Below are 18939 nucleotides of genomic sequence, written 5' to 3'. Positions count from 1 at the left end.
ACGCAGATGCAAGACCTGGAACTGACAGAAGAACAGATCATGATCCGCGACATGGCCCGCGATTTCGCCCGTGGCGAGATCGCACCCCATGCCCAGGCCTGGGAAAAGGCCGGCTGGATCGATGATGAAGTGGTCAAGAAAATGGGCGAACTGGGCCTGCTCGGCATGGTCGTGCCCGATCAATGGGGCGGCAGCTACACCGACTATGTCGCCTATGCCTTGGCCGTAGAAGAAATCGCCGCCGGCGATGGTGCCACCGGTGCACTGATGAGCATCCACAACTCGGTGGGCTGCGGCCCCCTGCTCGCCTACGGCAGCGCCGAGCAACAACAGACCTGGCTGGAGCGCCTGGCAACCGGTCAAGTGATCGGCTGTTTCTGCCTGACCGAGCCGCAAGCCGGGTCCGAAGCGCACAACCTGCGGACCCGCGCCGAGTTGCAGGGTGACCATTGGGTGATCAATGGCGCCAAACAGTTCGTCAGCAACGCACGTCGTGCTGGCCTGGCCATCGTCTTCGCGGTGACCGACCCAGAGCTTGGCAAGAAAGGCATCTCGGCGTTCCTGGTGCCAACCGAGAACGAAGGTTTTGTGGTTGACCGCAGCGAGCACAAGATGGGCATCCGCGCCTCCGACACCTGCGCCGTGACCTTGAACAACTGCCGCATTCCCGCCGCCAACCTGCTCGGCGAGCGCGGCAAAGGCCTGGCCATTGCCCTGTCCAACCTTGAAGGCGGACGTATCGGCATCGCTGCCCAGGCACTGGGTATCGCCCGTGCCGCTTTTGAAGCGGCCCTGGTGTATTCGCGGGACCGTATCCAGTTCGGCAAACCGATCAACGAGCACCAGAGCATCGCCAACCTGCTGGCCGACATGCAGGTCCAGATCAATGCCGCACGCCTGCTGATCCTGCATGCCGCGCGCCTGCGCAGTGCAGGAAAACCGTGCTTGAGCGAAGCCTCGCAGGCCAAGCTGTTCGCCTCGGAAATGGCCGAACGGGTCTGCTCCAAAGCGATCCAGGTGCATGGTGGTTACGGCTATCTGGAAGATTACCCGGTGGAGCGCTACTACCGCGATGCACGGATCACCCAGATTTATGAGGGGTCAAGCGAGATCCAGCGCATGCTGATTGCGCGGGAGCTGAAGCACTACGCGCTGTAGGAGCAACTGTCTGTCACCGGGTTAACTGTAGGAGCGGATTTATCCGCGATGGGCCGCATCGCGGCCCCAAAAGATGGGCCTGCTATGCAGTCCATCGCGGATTAATCCGCTCCTACAGCAAATTAGCCATTGAAACCACAGCAAGGCCTGAAGTAAGCTCGAACCCATCAACCGGAGAGTCCCATGTCGCCATCCACCTTCATCCACACGCAACACGCAGGTCGCCCATCGCGTCCCGTGCTGGCTGTGGCCGAGTGCGCGACTGCCGCTCCTGCTGCGTTTTATTTTGGGTATTGGTTTAGCCACAGGCGCCGCTGATACCCACACCGGCGCCCACTTTCAAGGGGCCGCCGAATACGAGAATACTCAACCCCCGGTCGGCCTCCCGACCGGGGGTTTTGTTTTTCAGGCCCCACGACACCGAACAGATAGCGAGGATTACCCCATGAACTACTCCACCTACCAGCGTTACCCAAGCTTTACCGCGTGGCGATTTAGCCAATCCCGTTCGGGCCAGTTTGCCGCCTCCGATCGGTCCAGCACAGGTGGCACCACCACACCGAATGCCAATCCGGCTCTTTGTCGAACACCTCGATAGGGCCGACCGCGCGGGCCTGAACCCGCCGTCTGCCCAGGGAAAAATCGCCATGCAATCGTCTTCGCTCGCTCTGCCCCTGACCCAGCCTCAAGCCGCCAATACTGCGGTCAGCCACCGTCTGCCCAGCCCGCACCTGCTCAAACAGCAGATGCCGCTTTCCACTGCCCTTGCCCATCAGGTCGAGCAGCATCGCCAGGCCGTCCGCGCCATTCTCGAAGGCCGCGACTCGCGCCTGCTGGTGATCGTCGGCCCTTGCTCGATCCACGACCCGCGCTCAGCCCTGGAATACGCCGACCGTCTTGCCGCCCTCAGTGACGCAGTCAGCGACGAGCTGCTGCTGGTGATGCGCGCCTACGTCGAAAAGCCCCGCACCACGGTGGGCTGGAAAGGCCTGACCTACGATCCGCACCTGGACGGCAGCGACGACATGCACGCCGGCATCGCCCTGTCCCGCGGGCTGATGCTGAGCATGCTTGAACGCGGCCTGCCAATTGCCACCGAGTTGCTGCAGCCGATGGCAGCCGGCTACTTCGACGACTTGCTGAGCTGGGCCGCCATCGGTGCGCGCACCACCGAGTCGCAGATCCACCGTGAGATGGTCAGCGGCCTGGCGCTGCCCGTGGGCTTCAAGAACGGCACCGACGGTGGCGTCGCCATCGCCTGCGACGCGATGCGCAGCGCGGCCCATGCGCACCGCCATTTCGGCATGGACACGCAGGGCTTCCCGGCGATTATCGAGACCCTGGGCAATCCCGACACCCATCTGGTATTGCGCGGCGGCCATCAGGGCCCGAACTACGACCAGGCCAGCGTCGCTCAGGCGCGTCAAGGCCTGTTGAAGGCCGGACTGGCGCCACGGATCATGGTCGATTGCAGCCATGCCAACAGTGGCAAAGATCCGCTGCGCCAACCGGCGGTGTTCGAAGACGTGTTGCGCCAACGCCTGGACGGTGATCGCTCGATCGTCGGCATGATGCTCGAAGGGCACCTGTTCGATGGTTGTCAGAGCCTGGGCAAAGAGCCGCTACGCTACGGCGTGTCCATCACTGACGGCTGCCTGGGCTGGGCTTCCACGCAGCGGTTGTTGCAGCAAGCCTGCGATGCACTGTCACGACACCAGAACCGCTGACCTTCGAAGCAGTAAAAAGAACACCCCACGATCAGCGCTGACTATCAAAGCAGTAAATTCAGTCAACGTCCTGATCCTGGGGAGAGTAGTCGGCAACTTTCCCGTCGCCAGCAGTGACTGTCAGCTTCAAAACAGGAAGGTAGCGGTTGTCTGTGTTCAAGTAGTCGCGTTGAAAGACTTTCGCGTCCCGGCTAGCGTTACCGCTGCCGGTGTGAAAAAAGGCTTCGAGAGGAAGTTGCCTGCCGATATTCTGTGGCCAGGCGGCGATCATCCATTCGTTCCACGCCCCCTTGCCGACCATGCTCGCGTCCGCCCGAATGGCTGCACCTAACTGGACTCCCTGTACGTCCGGATCAATGGCACAACTGGTCCCGGGGCTGTTTCTGTAGGCAGCCAGCCACGTAGCCAAAGTGTTTCTGTTGGGGGTACACAATCCTCGAAACGTACACATGTCGGATGCTCCGCTTGTTCCTGCATTGAACGGATAGATGCAACGCAGGGTCAGTGGATAGGCGGTGGGCGCGGACAATGGCGCCATGACCAAGCCTTGGGCTCCAGCCAAACCAGTGACCCCCTGATCCTTGCGTAACCATGTAAAAGAGACACCATTTCCCCTCACAGAACTGTCGCTCGGATTCCACACGTGGAAATTGCCAACTGACGTCCCACGGGCCATCAGCCCACTGCAATGGAACGGCGGCGTTCCATCGGGGCAGCTTGGCGCGGTCTCGGCAAAACGCGCATTCAGCCGGGCCGCGACGGTGTAGCCGTAGTCCAGCTGCTCCATCTGGTTGAAGCCGAAGCGCACCTGGCCGGCCTCGGTCCTGGCATAGCGCAGCACCGGTAACCACTCCCCGGTGACATCGAAGAATGCACGTTGCGCGTTATGGGCCCGCAACAGCGCCTTGGGGTCGGCAAAGTCGTAGTACACCGCCTCGATAGCCACACCAGCGGGTGCCTGATCGTTCCAGTTGTCGATTGCCACCTGCCAGCCGCCTTCGGTTTGTCGGCCGGTATAGGGCTTGCCCTGAGCGATGGCGCTGAAGCGATCCTGGAACACGAAGCCGACCTTGCCCGCCGGCTTGGCCTGCGGGGCGTCGTCACGCAGCAACAAGAAGTCCTGCTGCGCTCCGGCACCGAGCCTCCAGAACGTTGCCGGATTACCCGCCGCCACATCGCGTACCAGCACACCGCTACAGGCAAACAATGGATTGTCTCCGGGGCATTCAGCCACCGTTCGGGTCAGGCGGAAGTTGAGCACTTGCGCGGTTTGTGCGCCGGTCTGTTGCTCCGGTGTGCTCAGGGTGGAGATGTCTCGCACCTGGGTGCAGGCTGTCAGTAGCAGTACAACCAGCAGGAAAATAATCGAACGCTTGCATGTCCTCATGACGGCTCACCTCAAACTATCGGTTTTACAACCAAGTCCTTTGCCTATCGCAGCGATGGATTAGTCAACGCTCTGTTCACTGGGCAAGTAGGTGAATACCTGCCCTTCTGCGGCAAGAGGAATCAGTTCCAGAACCGGCAAGTAGCGCTCATCGGTATTGAGGTAGTCGCGTTGAAAGGTCTGTGCGCCAGGCACGCCATTCCCGCCTTCTTGGGAAGTCCTGGTGTGGAAGAAGGCTTCGAGTGGCAATTGCCGACCAATATTCTGTGGCCAGGGAGTGATCAGCCATTCGTTCCATCCATAAGGGTCACGAACCCTGGAGTCATTGCGTATATCCGTGAGGAGTTGAACGCCTTGTACGTCCGGATCAATAGCGCAGCTCGACGTAGGTCTGGTGCGGTAGGCAGTCATCCATGTTGCCAACGTATTGCTGTTGGGGGTGCACAAACCTCGAAATGTGCACATGTCGGTTGCTGTGCTTGATGCAGCATCAAACGGATAGATGCAGCGCAGGGTCAGGGGATGGGCGACAGGCGCAGACATCGGGGCCATGACGAAACCTTGCCCTTTGAAGGTCTTGCGCGCCTGTTGATCGGCACGAAACCAGGAAAACGAAACGCCATTACCTCTGATTGAGCTGGGACTGGGATTCCAGGCGTGAAAGTTACCGACATCAGTGCTTCGCACCAATAAACCGCTGCAGTGGAAAGGCGGCGTTCCATCCGGGCAGCTTGGCGTGGTCTCGGCAAAACGCGCATTCAGCCGGGCCGCTACGGTGTAGCCGTAGTACAACTGTTCCATCTGATTGAAGCCAAAGCGCACCTGGCCGGCCTCGGTCCTGGCATAGCGCAGCACCGGCAGCCACTCCCCGGTGACATTGAAGAATGCCCGTTGCGCGTTATGGGCCCGCAACAACGCCTTGGGGTCGGCAAAGTCGTAGTACACCGCCTCGATAGCCACGCCAGCGGGAGCCTGGTCGTTCCAGTTATCGATTGCCACCTGCCAGCCGCCTTCGGTTTGTCGGCCGGTATAGGGCTTGCCTTGAGCGATGGCGCTGAAGCGATCCTGGAACACGAAGCCGACCTTGCCCGCCGGCTTGGCCTGCGGGGCGTCGTCACGCAGCAACAAGAAGTCCTGCTGCGCTCCGGCACCGAGCCTCCAGAACGTTGCCGGATTACCCGCCGCCACGTCGCGTACCAGCACTCCGCTACAGGCAAACAGTGGATTGTCTCCGGGGCATTCAGCCACTGTTCGGGTCAAGCGGAAGTTGAGCACTTGCGCGGTTTGTGCGCCGGTCTGTTGCTCCGCCGTGCTCAGCGAGGAGATGTCCCGGACCTGGGAGCATGCGGTCAGCAGCAGCACTAACAGCAGAAATGGAATCGAACGTTTACACACCCTCATGACAGCTCACTCGTTGAAGTCTCTGGGCACTCATTCAAGAGCGGATCGTGCCCAGGCCACAACTGGCAGATTTGTCAGGTGACAAAGCTGATTTCCGGGCTATAAAGCCCAGGAAGCAGAAGCATTGCGCGGATAATTGCGCTAGGCTTGCCGTTCATTCACTAGGAGTCTTTCTCATGGCAAAAGCCACTGCCCGCCACATCCTTGTCAGCAGCGAAGCCAAGTGCAACGAACTGAAGGCACAGATCGAAGGCGGTGCCGATTTCGCTGAAGTCGCCAAGGCCAACTCAACCTGCCCGTCCAGCCGCCAAGGTGGTGACCTGGGTTCGTTCGGCCCTGGCCAGATGGTCAAAGAATTCGATACCGTCGTGTTCAGTGCCCCTCTGAACGTGGTCCAAGGCCCGGTCAAAACCCAGTTCGGCTACCACCTGCTGGAAGTCACCAGCCGCCAGGACTGAGTCCTGCCAATGCGACTGGCGGCCATGCTGCGCCGGGTGATTGCACCTGGCTCGTTGCTGGTTTGCTTGTTGCTGACATGCCCGGGGCTGCGCGCCGCACCCGGGCATGCTCTGACTGTCTATGGCGAGCCCCCGCGCTATCCCGCCAACTTCAGCCACTTTACCTATACCAATCCCAACGCCCCGAAGGGCGGCAGCCTGCGCCGCTCGGCGATCGAGATCGGCCAGTTCGACCATGTCCTGCCGTATATCGACAAGGGTATCGGCGTCGCTGAAGTCGATGGCTGGTTGTATGCCCCGCTGGCCGTGCGCGCCCAGGATGAGCCCTACACTGTCTATGGCCTGGTCGCCCGCCAGCTGGAACGCGACTCTGACGGACGCTGGTTGCGCTTCTACCTCGACCCGCGCGCACGATTTGCCGATGGCCAACCGATTCGCGCCGAAGATGTGCGCTACACCTTCGATCTATTCATGCGTGAGGGCAACCTCAAGTACCGCACCCAGTTCGCCGATGTCGAACGGGTCGAGATAGAGGGCCCACGACAGATCCGCTTTCATTTCAAGAGCAACCAGAACCGTACCTTGCCCCTGGACCTGGCGACCCTGCCGGTGCTGCCCGAACACTGGTGGAAAGACCGCGACTTCGCCAATGGCGGCGGTTTCGAAGCGCCGCTGGGCAGCGGCCCATACCGTATCGGCAAGATCGACAACGGCCGCAGCGTCACCTTCGAGCGCGAGCCCGACTGGTGGGGCCGCGACCTGCCGGTCAATCGTGGGCGCTACAACTTCGACCGCCTGAGCATCGAGTACTTCGGCGACACCGAAGTGGCGCGTCAGGTGCTACGCGGCGGCGGCTTCGACTACAACCGCGAGTTCTCCGCCACCGGTTATTCGATCGGCTACAACAGCCCGGCGCTGGACGACGGTCGCCTGCAGCGCGCGCACCTGGCCAAGGAGGCGCCGCAGACTGCCCAGGGTTTCGTCTTCAACCTGCAGCGTCCGGTGTTCAAGGACCGCCGGGTGCGTCAGGCGTTGGCCCTGCTGTGGGATTTCGAATGGAGCAACCGGCAGATGATGCGCAACATGTACATCCGCCAGCAGAGTTTTTTCGCCAACAGTGCCTTGGCGGCCCGCGCCTTGCCCGATGCGCAGGAACTCAAACTGCTGGAGTCTCTGCGCGGACAAGTCCCCAATGAAGTCTTCAGTCAGGTGTTCGAAGCGCCGCGTACCGACGGATCGGGTCTGATTCGTGACAAGCAGCTAGAGGCCCTGGCCCTGCTCGACGCCGCGGGCTGGAAGCCCCATGGCGACCAACTGGTCAATGCTCAAGGCGAGCCGCTGGCCTTCACCTTTCTCAACGGCCAGGCCGGTTTCGAGCGCCTGTTGCTGCCGTGGAAGCGCAATCTGGCGCAGATCGGCATCACCCTGGAAATCCGCCGCATCGACGCCTCACAGTACGTCAACCGGCTGATGGCCCGCGACTATGACCTGATCGTCACCGGCTACCCGGTGTCGCCTTCGCCGGGGCTTGAGCTGTACAACTTCTTTGGCTCGGCGGCGGCCAACGACCCGGGCTCGAACAACTACATGGTCTTGCAGGACCCGGCGGTGGACCGCCTGCTCGACGGTTTGGTCAAGGCCGAGACCAAGGCCGACATGCTCCGCCATGCCCATGCGCTGGACCGGGTATTGAGCTGGAACTACTACTGGATTCCCAACTATTACCCGCCGGGTTCGTCGACGGTATGGTGGAACCGCTTCGGCCTGCCCAAGGTGCAGCCGAGCAACGATGAAGGCCTGGACAGCTGGTGGGAAGTCAGCCCCACGGCGCTGACCAATACACAGATGGCCGAGCGTCTCAAGGAGCAGCCATGACCGCCTACATCCTGCGCCGGCTATTGCTGATCATACCGACCCTGCTGATCATCCTGTTGGTCAACTTCGTCATCGTCCAGTCCGCACCGGGCGGGCCGGTGGAACAGGCGATTGCCCGCTTGCAAGGTATCGGCGGTGGTGCGCCGGGGGCCAGCGTCGAAACCTTGCACACCAGCTCCCGCGCCAGCCGCGGCCTGGACCCCAAGCTGATCGAAGACATCAAGCGCCAGTATGGTTTCGACAAGTCGGCCCCCGAGCGCCTGTGGCTGATGCTTACGCAGTACGCCCACCTGGATTTCGGCAACAGTTTCTTTCGCGGCGCCAAGGTCACCGACCTGATCCTGGAAAAAATGCCGGTTACCCTCTCGCTGGGCTTCTGGGCCACCCTGATTACCTATCTGGTGTCGATCCCGCTGGGCATCCGCAAGGCGATACGCCATGGCACCGCCTTCGATGCCTGGAGCAGCAGCCTGATCGTGATCGGCTACGCCCTGCCCTCGTTCCTTTTTGCCCTGTTGCTGATCGTGCTGTTTGCCGGCGGCACTTCGCTGAACTGGTTTCCGGTGCGCGGACTGGTTTCGGAGAACTTCGACCAGCTCAGCATGCTGGGCAAACTCGCCGACTATTTCTGGCACCTGGTGCTGCCGGTGGGCGCGCTGGTGATCGGCGGTTTCGCGACCCTGACGTTGCTGACCAAAAACGCCTTCCTCAATGAAATTACCCGCCAGTATGTGATCACCGCCCGTGCCAAAGGCCTGAGTGAACGTCGGGTGCTGTACGGCCACGTGTTTCGCAATGCCATCCTGCTGGTTGTCGCCGGCATTCCGCAGGCCTTGATCAGTGTGTTCTTCGCCGGCTCGTTGCTGATCGAAGTGATCTTCTCCCTCGATGGCCTCGGGCGCATGAGCTATGAGGCCGCTGTCTCGCGGGACTATCCGGTGGTGTTCGGCTCGCTGTTCATTTTCACCCTGTTCGGTCTGTTGATCCGCCTGATCGGCGACCTGTGCTACACCTTGGTCGATCCTCGTATCGACTTTGCCACGAGGGCGCACTGATGTTCAGCCTGTCGCCGGTTTCCCGCAGACGCCTGCAACGCTTTCGGCGCAACCGCCGCGGCTGGATTTCGCTGTGGCTGTTTGGCGTGCTGCTGGTGCTGAGCCTGGGCGCCGAGCTGGTGGCCAACGACAAACCGCTGCTGATGAGCTATCAGGGCCAATGGTACTTCCCGGCCTTCAAGCGCTACACCGAGCAGACCTTCGGCGGCCAGTTGCCATTCCAGCCGGACTACCGCAGCCAGTACGTGCAAAAGTTGATCAAGGATCAGGGCGGCTGGATGCTGTTCGCCCCGGTGCCGTTCAGTGCCGACACGCCCAACTACGACCTGCAGCAACCTACCCCCAGCCCGCCGTCGGCGGTGAACTGGCTGGGTACGGACGACCAGGCCCGCGATGTACTGGCGCGGGTGCTGTATGGCACGCGGGTATCGATCCTGTTTGCCCTGGCGCTGACCCTGATCAGCACGGTGATCGGCATTGCCGCCGGGGCCTTGCAGGGCTATCACGGCGGCTGGGTCGACCTGATCGGGCAACGCTTGCTGGAGGTGTGGTCAGGCTTGCCGGTGCTTTATCTGCTGATCATCCTCAGTGGCTTTGTCGAGCCGAATTTCTGGTGGTTGCTGGGCATCATGTCGCTGTTTTCCTGGCTGGCTCTGGTGGATGTGGTGCGCGCCGAGTTCTTGCGTGGGCGCAACCTCGAATACGTACAGGCCGCACGCGCCCTGGGCCTGCGAGACAGCGGGGTAATCCTGCGGCACATTTTGCCCAACGCCATGAATGCCACCTTCACTTACCTGCCGTTCATTCTCACCGGCGCGATCACCACCCTCACCGCCCTGGACTTCCTCGGCTTCGGCATGCCCGCCGGCAGTGCTTCACTGGGAGAGCTGGTCAACCAGGGCAAGCAGAACCTGCAGGCACCCTGGCTGGGTTTTACCGCGTTCTTTGCCCTGGCCCTGATCCTGTCGCTGCTGGTGTTCATCGGCGATGCCTTGCGCGAAGCCTTCGATCCACGGGCATAATCGCAGCCTTTGTGTATCCGGGAGCGGCCCATGCCTGCCAGTGACAGCCTCAAGGATTATCAGCAGGTGCGCCAGCTGGCGATCCGTTCGCTATTCGAAATCATCGAGCAATCCAGCGAAGGCACGCTCATCGTCGACCGTGATGCACGGATTGTGTGGATGAACGAACGCTACGCGCGGCGCTTTGGTCTTGAAGACGCCGCCAGCGTTATTGGCCAGCCTTGCGAGCGAGTGATTCCCGGCAGCCTGATGCGTGAAGTGGTCAACAACGGCAGGCCGATCCTGCTGGACATGCTCGATACCCCCAAGGAACCCCTGGTGGTCATGCGTCTGCCGGTGCACGACGGCAATGGCGCGTTGATCGGTGCCATCGGTTTCGCCCTGTTCGATGAACTGCACAGCCTGTCGCCGCTGCTCAAGCGCTACGCCAGCATGCAGCAGGAGCTGGCCTCGACCCGCTCGTTGCTGCGTGCCCGTCAGGCCAAATACAGCTTTGCCCAGTTCATCGGCACCAGCGCCGCCAGCCTGGAGGTCAAGCGCCGGGCCCGGCGCGGCGCCAGTAGTGACTCGGCAGTATTGCTGCTGGGCGAAACCGGCACCGGCAAGGAGCTGCTGGCCCATGCGATCCATGCGGCCTCGCCGCGGGCGCACAAGGCGTTTGTCAGCATCAACAGTGCCGCGATTCCGGAAACCCTGCTGGAGGCCGAGTTCTTTGGCACCGCCCCGGGAGCCTACACAGGTGCCGACCGCAAAGGCCGTTCGGGCAAGCTGCAACTGGCCGAGGGCGGCACGCTGTTTCTCGATGAAATCGGCGACATGCCGTTGCCGTTGCAGAGCAAATTGCTGCGGGTGCTGCAGGAGAAGGAATATGAGCCGGTCGGTTCCAACCAGATGATGCGCAGCGATGTGCGCATCATTGCAGCGACCTCCACTGACCTCACTGCGGCCATGGCCCGTGGCGAGTTTCGCGCCGATCTGTATTACCGCCTGAATGTGCTGCCAATCCAGGTGCCAGCGCTGCGTGAACGTCTGGATGACCTGCCAGCCCTGAGCGAAGCGATTCTCGAAGACCTGGGTAGCCAGCACGAGCTGGATGACGAAGCCCAGGCACTGCTGGCCCGACATGCCTGGCCGGGCAACATCCGCGAGCTGCGTAACGTGCTGGAGCGCGCCACCTTGCTCGCCGACCAGTCACGCCTGGGCATCAAGGACGTGCACGCGGCGCTGGGTAACCTGACGCCGCTGGAGGTACCGGCACAGCCACTGGACTACAAGCAATCCTGTGCCGAATTTGAACGGCAGCTGTTGACCAGCACCCTTGCCCGCCACGCCGGGAATGTGCCGGAGGCCGCACGGCAGCTGGGGTTAGGGCGATCTACCCTGTACAAGAAACTGGTTGCGCTGGGGATCAAGTCTCAATAAAGAGATTTGCCTCTCGATTTAGAGATAACTACTCATCCTGTACGAGATGGCCTTGCCGGCGATGGGGTGCGGAGCAGTCCCCGCTTGGCAAGACTTTGCCTAGCATCGCCGGCATGGCCAGCTCCTACAGTGCATGTCTCTAATTTGAGATAAATCATTGAAACTATTTCACGAAAAACAAAATTACTGTTTTAAATCAGCTAGTTATAAATCTGGCACGATTCCCGCTATCTCCGCCGAACCAACAAAAACAAGATGCACCCAAGGAGACACTCGATGAGTGTGATCATCGCCCTGGCAGCCCTCGCGCTGCTGATGCTGGCTGCTTACCGTGGTTATAGCGTTATCCTCTTCGCCCCCATCGCCGCCCTCGGCGCGGTACTGCTCACCGACCCCTCTGCTGTGGCCCCGGCTTTCACCGGCGTGTTCATGGAAAAGATGGTCGGCTTTATCAAACTGTACTTTCCGGTGTTCCTGCTCGGTGCGGTGTTCGGCAAGCTGATCGAACTGTCCGGGTTCTCCCGCTCGATTGTCGCCGCCGCCATCCGCCTGCTCGGCACCCGCCAGGCAATGCTGGTGATTGTGCTGGTCTGTGCGCTGCTGACCTATGGCGGGGTGTCGCTGTTCGTGGTGGTGTTCGCGGTCTATCCCTTCGCCGCCGAAATGTTCCGCCAGAGCAACATCCCCAAGCGTCTGATCCCGGCGACCATCGCCCTGGGCGCGTTTTCCTTCACCATGGACGCCCTGCCCGGCACCCCACAGATCCAGAACATCATCCCCAGCACCTTCTTCAACACCACCGCCTGGGCCGCGCCCTGGCTGGGGTTGATCGGCACTCTGTTCGTGTTCTGCAGCGGCATGCTGTACCTGCAGCGTCAGCGCAACAAGGCCCTGCGCGCCGGCGAGGGTTACGGCAGCGACCTGCGCAACGAACCGGAAACCGCCGCCGACCTGAAACTGCCTAACCCGTTGCTGGCGCTCTCACCGCTGCTGCTGGTGGGGGTGATGAACCTGCTGTTCACCCACTGGATTCCAGCCTGGTATGGCAAGACCCACAGCCTCAGCCTGCCGGGCATGAGCGCTCCGGTGCAAACCGATATTGCCAAGCTCACCGCCATCTGGGCGGTCGAGGCTGCCTTGCTGCTGGGTATCCTGCTGGTGTTGGTGGCGGGCTTTGGCGCGATCAAGCATCGTTTGGCCGAAGGCAGCAAGAGTGCCGTCAGCGGTGCGTTGCTGGCGGCGATGAATACCGCCTCCGAATACGGCTTTGGCGCAGTGATCGCCTCATTGCCGGGCTTTCTGGTACTGGCCGACGCCTTGCGCGCCATCCCCAACCCGCTGGTCAATGAAGCGATTACCGTGACCTTGCTGGCCGGCATCACCGGCTCCGCCTCCGGGGGCATGAGTATTGCCCTGGCGGCGATGTCCGACAGCTTCATCGCTGCCGCCAATGCCGCCAACATTCCCCTTGAGGTGCTGCACCGGGTAGCCGCGATGGCCAGCGGCGGCATGGACACCCTGCCGCACAACGGCGCGGTGATCACCCTGCTGGCAGTGACCGGCCTGACCCACCGCGAGGCCTACAAAGACATTTTTGGTATTACCCTGATCAAGACCCTGGCTGTGTTCGTGGTCATCGCCACCTTCTACGCTACCGGCATCGTTTAAGGAGCTACGCATGCAACTCAACGGCAAAACAGCAGTGGTTACCGGCTCCACCAGCGGCATCGGTCTGGGAATTGCCCAGGCCCTGGCCAAGGCCGGCGCCAACCTGATCCTCAACGGCTTTGGCGATGCCAGCGCGGCCATCGCCGAAGTGGCCCGCCACGGCACCCGCGTCGGTCATCACCCGGCTGACCTCGGCGATGTAGCCCAGATCGAAGACTTGTTCGCCTATGCCGAGCGCGAATTTGGCGGCGTCGACATCCTGGTCAACAACGCCGGCATCCAGCATGTCGCTGCCGTCGAAGACTTCCCGGTGGAGCGCTGGGATTCGATCATTGCCATCAACCTCAGCGCCGTGTTCCATGGCACTCGCCTGGTACTGCCGGGCATGCGCCAACGCAATTGGGGCCGGATCGTCAACATCGCCTCTGTGCACGGGCAGGTCGGCTCCACCGGCAAGGCCGCCTACGTTGCCGCCAAGCACGGGGTGGTCGGCCTGACCAAAGTGGTGGGCCTGGAAACCGCCACCAGCAACATCACCTGCAACGCCATTTGCCCCGGCTGGGTGCTGACTCCGCTGGTGCAAAAACAGATCGACGACCGCGCGGCCAGCGGCATTGATGCGCAGCAAGCACAGCACGATCTGTTGGCCGAGAAGCAGCCTTCGTTGGCTTTTGTCACTCCCGAACATCTGGGTGAGCTGGTATTGTTCCTCTGTAGCGAGGCTGGCAGTCAGGTTCGTGGCGCTGCCTGGAACATCGACGGCGGCTGGCTGGCCCAATGACGGGCGGCCCGGGATCTGGCTGCGGCATCGTCTTTTTTACCTGCAAGGAGGCCTTATGCGCCCAATCCCTTTCACTGCGTTGTTCGCCCTGACCCTGGCCCTTGGTACTTCGGTACAGGCGGCCAGCCTCAAGGATGTCGCGCCCTATCCCGAGGCCGAAAAAGGCTTTAGCCGCCAGGTCATCCACCTGCCGGCGCAAGCCGATGAGGCGAACTTCAAGCTCGAAGTGCTGGCCGGCAAGCAGCTGCAGGTCGACTGCAACCGTCAGCGCCTGGGCGGTAACCTGGAAGAAAAGACCCTGCAAGGCTGGGGTTACAGCTACTACCGTCTGGACAAAGTCATGGGCCCGGCCTCGACGCTGATGGCCTGCCCGGACAACGTCAAGAAAGAAGCCTTCGTTCCGGTAGTCGGTGATGGTTTCCTGCTGCGTTACAACAGCAAGTTGCCGGTGGTGGTCTATGTGCCGGAAGGCGTTGAAGTGCGCTACCGCATCTGGTCCGCCTCTGATGAGGTGAAGAACGCTACAGTGGAATAAAGGCTGTGTAGGAGCGGGCTTGCCCCGCGATTGCGAACGGACAATTGCATCGCGGGGCAAGCCCGCTCCCACATACAGTTGCCCTGACAACCTGGGGAACGCGGCATGAACGAAGTGCTCTGGCGCCCGAGCGAGGCGCGCATTCAGGCCAGTCACATGGATGCCTTTCGCCGTGAGGTCAATCAACGGTTCGGTCTGGCACTTGCCGACTACAGCGAGTTGCACCGCTGGAGCATCGACCAGCGTGCCGCGTTCTGGCAGACCCTTGCCGATTTTTTCCAGGTGCGCTGGCATCAGCCGGCCACCGAGGTCCTCGACGAAGGACCACAGATGCCCGATGCCCGCTGGTTCAGCGGCGCCACCCTGAATTTCGCTGAACACTTGCTGCGTCGCCGCGATGCGCATCCGGCGCTGGTAGCGGTGCGTGAAGATGGCGAACGGCGAACCCTTTCCCATGCCGAGCTGGCCGAACAGGTTGCCGGGCTGCAACGCAGCTTTCAGGCCGCCGGAATTGGCGCGGGCGATCGCGTCGCCGCGTGCATGCCCAATACCTGGCAGACGCTAGTGGCCATGCTTGCCTGCACCAGCCTGGGCGCCATCTGGTCATGCTCCTCGCCGGAGTTCGGCACCCACGGCATCATCGACCGCTTCGGCCAGATCGAGCCCAAGCTGCTGATGGTCTGTGCCGGGTATCAGTACGCGGGCAAGTACATCGACCAGGTCGACAAGATCAACGAAGTGCTGGCCCAGCTACCCAGACTCGAACACCTGCTGGTCGTGCCCTATAGCCGCACCGGCACCCGCACTGAAGCGTACCATTGCAACGCCCGCGTCAGCCTGTGGGACGACTTCTACCAGGCGGGTGGCGAACCGCAGTTCACCCCACTGCCCTTCGACCATCCGCTTTATATTCTTTATTCGAGCGGCACCACTGGCGTTCCCAAATGCATCGTCCACAGTGCCGGCGGCGTGCTACTGCAACATCTGAAGGAACACGGCCTGCACAATGATCTGGGGCCCGAAGATGTGCTGTTCTACTACACCACCTGCGGCTGGATGATGTGGAACTGGCTGGCCAGCGGCCTGGCGGTGGGCACGACCCTGGTGCTGTATGACGGCTCGCCCCTGCATCCCGGTCCGGAACGTTTGCTCGACCTGATCGACAGCGAGCGGATCACGGCATTTGGCACCAGCGCCAAATACCTGGCCGCGCTGGAACATGCGCATATCCAGCCGCGCCTGAGTCATCGCCTGGACTCGCTGAAGCTGTTGCTGTCGACCGGCTCGCCGCTGTCGCCTGAGAGCTACGACTACGTGTACCGCGAGTTCAAGGCCGATCTGTGCCTGGCCTCGATGTCGGGCGGTACTGACATCTGCTCCTGTTTCGTCATTGGCAATCCAGTGCTTCCGGTGCGGCGCGGGCAGATCCAGTGCAAGAGCCTGGGCATGGCCGTGGAGGTCTGGGACGATGACGGCAACGCCCTGATCGGCGAGAAAGGTGAACTGGTCTGCACCCGAAACTTCCCGGCCCTGCCCCTGGGTTTCTGGAACGATCCGCAAGCCGAGCGTTTCCATGCCGCCTATTTCGGCCAGTTCCCGGGCGTGTGGGCTCAGGGCGACTACGCCGAACAGACACCCGAGGGCAGCATGCTGATCCACGGCCGCTCGGACGCAGTGCTCAACCCGGGCGGTGTACGCATCGGCACTGCGGAAATCTACCGTCAGGTGGAGAAGATCGACGACGTGCTGGAGAGCGTTGCCATTGGCCAACGCTGGCACAACGATGTGCGCGTGGTGCTGTTCGTGCGTCTGCGCGAAGGCCTGCAGCTGGATGAGGCGTTGCAGGGACGGATTCGCCAGGTGATCCGTAACAACACCAGCCCGCGCCATGTGCCGGCGGTGATCGCGGCGGTCAGCGATATCCCGCGCACCATCAGCGGCAAGATCGTCGAACTGGCAATTCGTAACGTGGTGCATGGCGAGCCGGTGAAAAACACCGACGCCCTGGCCAATCCCGAAGCCCTCGAGCAATTTCGTGACCGCTCGGAGCTGCGCGATCAGGCATAATGCGCGGTTTTACCGCTTTGCGAAGGTACTCGAAATGAAAGCACAGGCCCGGCATATTCTGGTCAAGACCGCTGAAGAAGCCGAACAGCTCAAGCAACGCATTGCCAAAGGCGAGGCGTTCGATGTGCTGGCCAAAAAGTACTCGACCTGCCCGTCAGGCAAACGCGGCGGTGACCTGGGCGAAGTACGTCCGGGGCAGATGGTGGGCGCCATTGACCAGGTGATATTCAAAAAACCGCTGCGCGTGGTGCACGGCCCGATCAAGAGCAAGTTCGGCTATCACCTGGTTCAGGTGTTCTATCGCGACTAAAGGCTATCGTGGCGACGGTCTGCGCGCAGCTGACGCTGACCGGCCAGATCGTTGCGCAAGCCGACGATCAGGTTGGAAATCGCCCGGCTGCTGGTCAACTGGTCGGCGTTGATCCCGGTTACCAGCAGGTCGACCCGCTCGCAACTGCGGTCGAACACCCTGACGGTCAACGACCGGTCCGCAGCCAGGGTGCACTGGCAGCGGGTGGGTAAAAAACTGCTTTCTATGATATTGCGCAACTCCAGGGTCGAGAGCATCGGTACGTCTCCTTGGCGGGTGGCGGGCAGCGGATCCGTGTGCCCGGTCCAGCGATAAGCCTAGGACATTTCCCCCGGTTCTCTCAGACCCTTTCTCTATAAGCACCTGACGCAGAATTACCCGCGGCGCGCCGCCAGCAGGCCGAGGCCGGCGCAACTGAGCAGCGTGGCACTGACGCGGTTGAACACGCGCCGTGGTCCCGGCTGGTTGAACCAGCGTTGCAGGTAGGCCCCCAGCCAGGCATAAATGGCAATCGCCGCCCACTCCAGCAACAGGAACAAACCGCCCAGCCAGGCGAACTGCTCGGCCACCGGCATCGGGCTGGCAACCTGAACGAACTGGGGCAGGAAGGCGGTGAAGATCAGGATGGCCTTGGGATTGCCCGCCGCCACCAGAAACTCCTGGCGCGCCAGGCGCAAGGTGCCGCGCTGGCGCTCGGTACTTTGGCTCACGGTGGCTACCGGCGCCCGCCACAATTGCCAGGCGATATAGAACAGATACGCGGCGCCCAGCAACTTGATGGTCAGAAACAGGTATTCGCTGGTGTGCAGCACCACCGCAAGTCCCATGGCCGCCAGTACGATCATCCCGGCGAACGCCAGCAACCGGCCAACCCCGGCGACGCAGGCAGTACGCAGGCCGTAGCGGCTGGCATTGTTCAGCGACAAAAGATTGTTAGGCCCCGGCGCCATGTTCAGGGCGAAACAGGCAGGTACGAACAGGGCGAGCAACGACAGGTCCATGGTGACTCTCCAACAGCTTGGACCGGCAGATTCCGTTCTGCGCCCCTCGGGCGTCAAGGTACAGTTGGCTGAAATAACTGTGCCAGCAGATGCCGGCAATTGACTTCTGCGCCGCAATCCACTTGCATGTTCATCCCGACGCATAGCCCCGAGATAGCCCTTGAGCATGATTGAACAGACGCTACAGCGCCCGGAAAACGTCATGCCTCGGGCCTCTGAACAGCACAGCGCCTTCTGGCGCGACCCGGCCCTGCCCTTCGTCGAAAGCCGTCAGGCCTGCCACAGCCGGGCCTGCTACAAACCCCACAGTCACCCGACGTTTTCCATCGGCGCGGTGGATCAGGGCAGCAGCCTTTTCAACGGCGCCGGCCAGGGACAGACCCGCCTGCTGCCCGGTACGCTGGTGTTTGTTCCGGCCCGTTGCGTGCATGCCTGCAACCCTGAAGCCGGGATGTTCTGGAGCTATCAGATGCTGCACCTGGATGCCGCCTGGCTGCAGTCCCTACGCCTGGAATCAGGCCTGGCAGCCATCGACGGCGAGCCTGCGCGCATCAGCCAAGAGCCGTTGATCTATCAGCGTTTCTGCCAACTCAACGACCTGCTGTTTTCGCCGGTATCCAGCGCCGAGAAAGAGACAGCGTTGATCGAGTTTCTCGCTGACTGCGATGTAGCGGCCCAGCAACCGCTGGCCCAATCTCGGTTGCTACAGCTACCGGGAAGTACCCTCAAGACTCTCCTACAGCGTCTTGAGCAAGATGGCAACGATCACCTGCCCCTGGGCGAACTGGCCGCGCTGGCAGGTATGGGCCGCTACCAGTTGATCCGGGCCTTTCGCGCCGCCACCGGTTTCACCCCGCACGCCTACCAGTTGAACCAGCGCATCAACCTGGCCCGTGACTGGCTGCGCAGCGGCACGCCAGTGGCGGATATTGCCTACCGCCTGGGGTTTGCCGATCAAAGCCATTTCCAGCGCGTATTCAAGGCCCATACCGGCATTACCCCTGGCCTGTATCGGCGCTGAACACCTGCAATTTTCTTCAATACAGCCACACCGCACTGCCCGGACAATCGC

The 18939-nt window shown here is 61.7% G+C and carries 17 protein-coding genes; 13 read left to right on the top strand and 4 right to left on the bottom strand.

Annotated elements, in window-relative coordinates; genetic code table 11:
* The first annotated feature begins 6 nt into the window (after positions 1–6).
* Positions 7–1158, top strand: coding sequence for an acyl-CoA dehydrogenase family protein (locus ACO6VD_RS19915; protein ID WP_400172906.1), 1152 nt, complete (start codon positions 7–9; stop codon positions 1156–1158).
* 647 nt (positions 1159–1805) lie between these two features.
* Positions 1806–2885: a 3-deoxy-7-phosphoheptulonate synthase gene (locus ACO6VD_RS19910; protein WP_422421481.1), complete on the top strand. Its 1080-nt coding sequence runs from the start codon at positions 1806–1808 to the stop codon at positions 2883–2885.
* Positions 2886–2943: 58 nt separating this feature from the next.
* Here the strand turns inward: ACO6VD_RS19910 and ACO6VD_RS19905 are convergent, their stop codons facing one another.
* Positions 2944–4272 (bottom strand): hypothetical protein, encoded by a 1329-nt coding sequence (locus tag ACO6VD_RS19905; protein ID WP_422421479.1) that lies wholly within the window; start codon positions 4270–4272, stop codon positions 2944–2946.
* A gap of 60 nt (positions 4273–4332) precedes the next feature.
* A complete protein-coding gene (locus tag ACO6VD_RS19900) occupies positions 4333–5673 on the bottom strand; it encodes a hypothetical protein (RefSeq protein ID WP_422421477.1) in 1341 nt (446 codons plus the stop codon).
* A gap of 176 nt (positions 5674–5849) precedes the next feature.
* On the opposite strand from ACO6VD_RS19900, the gene ACO6VD_RS19895 reads away from it, so the two are divergent.
* The 10 genes from ACO6VD_RS19895 (at position 5850) to ACO6VD_RS19850 (ending at position 16866) form a co-directional block, all read left to right on the top strand.
* Positions 5850–6131, top strand: coding sequence for a peptidylprolyl isomerase (locus tag ACO6VD_RS19895; protein WP_038611180.1), 282 nt, complete (start codon positions 5850–5852; stop codon positions 6129–6131).
* A gap of 24 nt (positions 6132–6155) precedes the next feature.
* Positions 6156–8006 carry an extracellular solute-binding protein gene (locus ACO6VD_RS19890; RefSeq protein ID WP_422421508.1) on the top strand — a complete coding sequence of 617 codons (1851 nt, stop codon included), beginning with the start codon at positions 6156–6158 and terminating at the stop codon, positions 8004–8006.
* The gene (locus ACO6VD_RS19885) at positions 8003–9061 is read left to right on the top strand and encodes a microcin C ABC transporter permease YejB (protein WP_422421474.1); all 1059 of its coding nucleotides are present in this window, start codon (positions 8003–8005) and stop codon (positions 9059–9061) included. The genes ACO6VD_RS19890 and ACO6VD_RS19885 overlap by 4 nt, the downstream gene beginning before the upstream one ends.
* Entirely contained in the window at positions 9061–10083 is a 1023-nt protein-coding gene (locus ACO6VD_RS19880; protein ID WP_422421472.1) for an ABC transporter permease, read from the top strand. Before ACO6VD_RS19885 ends, ACO6VD_RS19880 begins: the two co-directional genes overlap by 1 nt.
* 30 nt (positions 10084–10113) lie before the next feature.
* Complete coding sequence (locus tag ACO6VD_RS19875; protein ID WP_422421470.1) at positions 10114–11505, top strand: sigma-54 interaction domain-containing protein; 1392 nt, start codon at positions 10114–10116, stop codon at positions 11503–11505.
* Positions 11506–11781: 276 nt separating this feature from the next.
* On the top strand, positions 11782–13173 hold the full coding sequence (locus ACO6VD_RS19870; protein ID WP_422421468.1) for a GntP family permease: 1392 nt from the start codon (positions 11782–11784) through the stop codon (positions 13171–13173).
* Between the two features lie 10 nt (positions 13174–13183).
* Entirely contained in the window at positions 13184–13954 is a 771-nt protein-coding gene (gene hbdH, locus ACO6VD_RS19865; RefSeq protein ID WP_422421466.1) for a 3-hydroxybutyrate dehydrogenase, read from the top strand.
* A 55-nt stretch (positions 13955–14009) separates the two neighbouring features.
* Positions 14010–14489: a serine protease inhibitor ecotin gene (eco, locus tag ACO6VD_RS19860; protein WP_422421465.1), complete on the top strand. Its 480-nt coding sequence runs from the start codon at positions 14010–14012 to the stop codon at positions 14487–14489.
* A gap of 105 nt (positions 14490–14594) precedes the next feature.
* Positions 14595–16556: an acetoacetate--CoA ligase gene (locus ACO6VD_RS19855; protein WP_422421464.1), complete on the top strand. Its 1962-nt coding sequence runs from the start codon at positions 14595–14597 to the stop codon at positions 16554–16556.
* 34 nt (positions 16557–16590) lie between these two features.
* On the top strand, positions 16591–16866 hold the full coding sequence (locus ACO6VD_RS19850) for a peptidylprolyl isomerase (RefSeq protein ID WP_038611202.1): 276 nt from the start codon (positions 16591–16593) through the stop codon (positions 16864–16866).
* Here ACO6VD_RS19850 and ACO6VD_RS19845 read toward each other — a convergent pair.
* Both ACO6VD_RS19845 and ACO6VD_RS19840 read right to left on the bottom strand, forming a co-directional pair.
* On the bottom strand, positions 16863–17123 hold the full coding sequence (locus tag ACO6VD_RS19845) for a DUF1652 domain-containing protein (protein ID WP_422421462.1): 261 nt from the start codon (positions 17121–17123) through the stop codon (positions 16863–16865). The genes ACO6VD_RS19850 and ACO6VD_RS19845 overlap by 4 nt on opposite strands.
* Positions 17124–17240: 117 nt before the next feature.
* Positions 17241–17867 carry a LysE family translocator gene (locus tag ACO6VD_RS19840; RefSeq protein WP_422421460.1) on the bottom strand — a complete coding sequence of 209 codons (627 nt, stop codon included), beginning with the start codon at positions 17865–17867 and terminating at the stop codon, positions 17241–17243.
* A 202-nt stretch (positions 17868–18069) separates the two neighbouring features.
* On the opposite strand from ACO6VD_RS19840, the gene ACO6VD_RS19835 reads away from it, so the two are divergent.
* Positions 18070–18888: a helix-turn-helix domain-containing protein gene (locus tag ACO6VD_RS19835; RefSeq protein WP_422421506.1), complete on the top strand. Its 819-nt coding sequence runs from the start codon at positions 18070–18072 to the stop codon at positions 18886–18888.
* The last annotated feature ends 51 nt before the right edge of the window (positions 18889–18939 follow it).

Source organism: Pseudomonas sp. GZD-222 (assembly GCF_049310525.1).
In the GTDB taxonomy this organism is placed as follows: Bacteria; Pseudomonadota; Gammaproteobacteria; order Pseudomonadales; family Pseudomonadaceae; genus Aquipseudomonas.
Note: the sequence above shows the minus strand (reverse complement) of the source record. Positions and strands in the feature narration are given on the sequence as shown.

Coding starts and splice junctions, on each gene's coding strand:
- ACO6VD_RS19915 (WP_400172906.1), top strand. CDS start 7: ATGCAAGACCTGGAACTGACAGAAGAACAGATCATGATCCGCGACATG.
- ACO6VD_RS19910 (WP_422421481.1), top strand. CDS start 1,806: ATGCAATCGTCTTCGCTCGCTCTGCCCCTGACCCAGCCTCAAGCCGCC.
- ACO6VD_RS19905 (WP_422421479.1), bottom strand. CDS start 4,272: ATGAGGACATGCAAGCGTTCGATTATTTTCCTGCTGGTTGTACTGCTA.
- ACO6VD_RS19900 (WP_422421477.1), bottom strand. CDS start 5,673: ATGAGGGTGTGTAAACGTTCGATTCCATTTCTGCTGTTAGTGCTGCTG.
- ACO6VD_RS19895 (WP_038611180.1), top strand. CDS start 5,850: ATGGCAAAAGCCACTGCCCGCCACATCCTTGTCAGCAGCGAAGCCAAG.
- ACO6VD_RS19890 (WP_422421508.1), top strand. CDS start 6,156: ATGCTGCGCCGGGTGATTGCACCTGGCTCGTTGCTGGTTTGCTTGTTG.
- ACO6VD_RS19885 (WP_422421474.1), top strand. CDS start 8,003: ATGACCGCCTACATCCTGCGCCGGCTATTGCTGATCATACCGACCCTG.
- ACO6VD_RS19880 (WP_422421472.1), top strand. CDS start 9,061: ATGTTCAGCCTGTCGCCGGTTTCCCGCAGACGCCTGCAACGCTTTCGG.
- ACO6VD_RS19875 (WP_422421470.1), top strand. CDS start 10,114: ATGCCTGCCAGTGACAGCCTCAAGGATTATCAGCAGGTGCGCCAGCTG.
- ACO6VD_RS19870 (WP_422421468.1), top strand. CDS start 11,782: ATGAGTGTGATCATCGCCCTGGCAGCCCTCGCGCTGCTGATGCTGGCT.
- hbdH (WP_422421466.1), top strand. CDS start 13,184: ATGCAACTCAACGGCAAAACAGCAGTGGTTACCGGCTCCACCAGCGGC.
- eco (WP_422421465.1), top strand. CDS start 14,010: ATGCGCCCAATCCCTTTCACTGCGTTGTTCGCCCTGACCCTGGCCCTT.
- ACO6VD_RS19855 (WP_422421464.1), top strand. CDS start 14,595: ATGAACGAAGTGCTCTGGCGCCCGAGCGAGGCGCGCATTCAGGCCAGT.
- ACO6VD_RS19850 (WP_038611202.1), top strand. CDS start 16,591: ATGAAAGCACAGGCCCGGCATATTCTGGTCAAGACCGCTGAAGAAGCC.
- ACO6VD_RS19845 (WP_422421462.1), bottom strand. CDS start 17,123: ATGCTCTCGACCCTGGAGTTGCGCAATATCATAGAAAGCAGTTTTTTA.
- ACO6VD_RS19840 (WP_422421460.1), bottom strand. CDS start 17,867: ATGGACCTGTCGTTGCTCGCCCTGTTCGTACCTGCCTGTTTCGCCCTG.
- ACO6VD_RS19835 (WP_422421506.1), top strand. CDS start 18,070: ATGCCTCGGGCCTCTGAACAGCACAGCGCCTTCTGGCGCGACCCGGCC.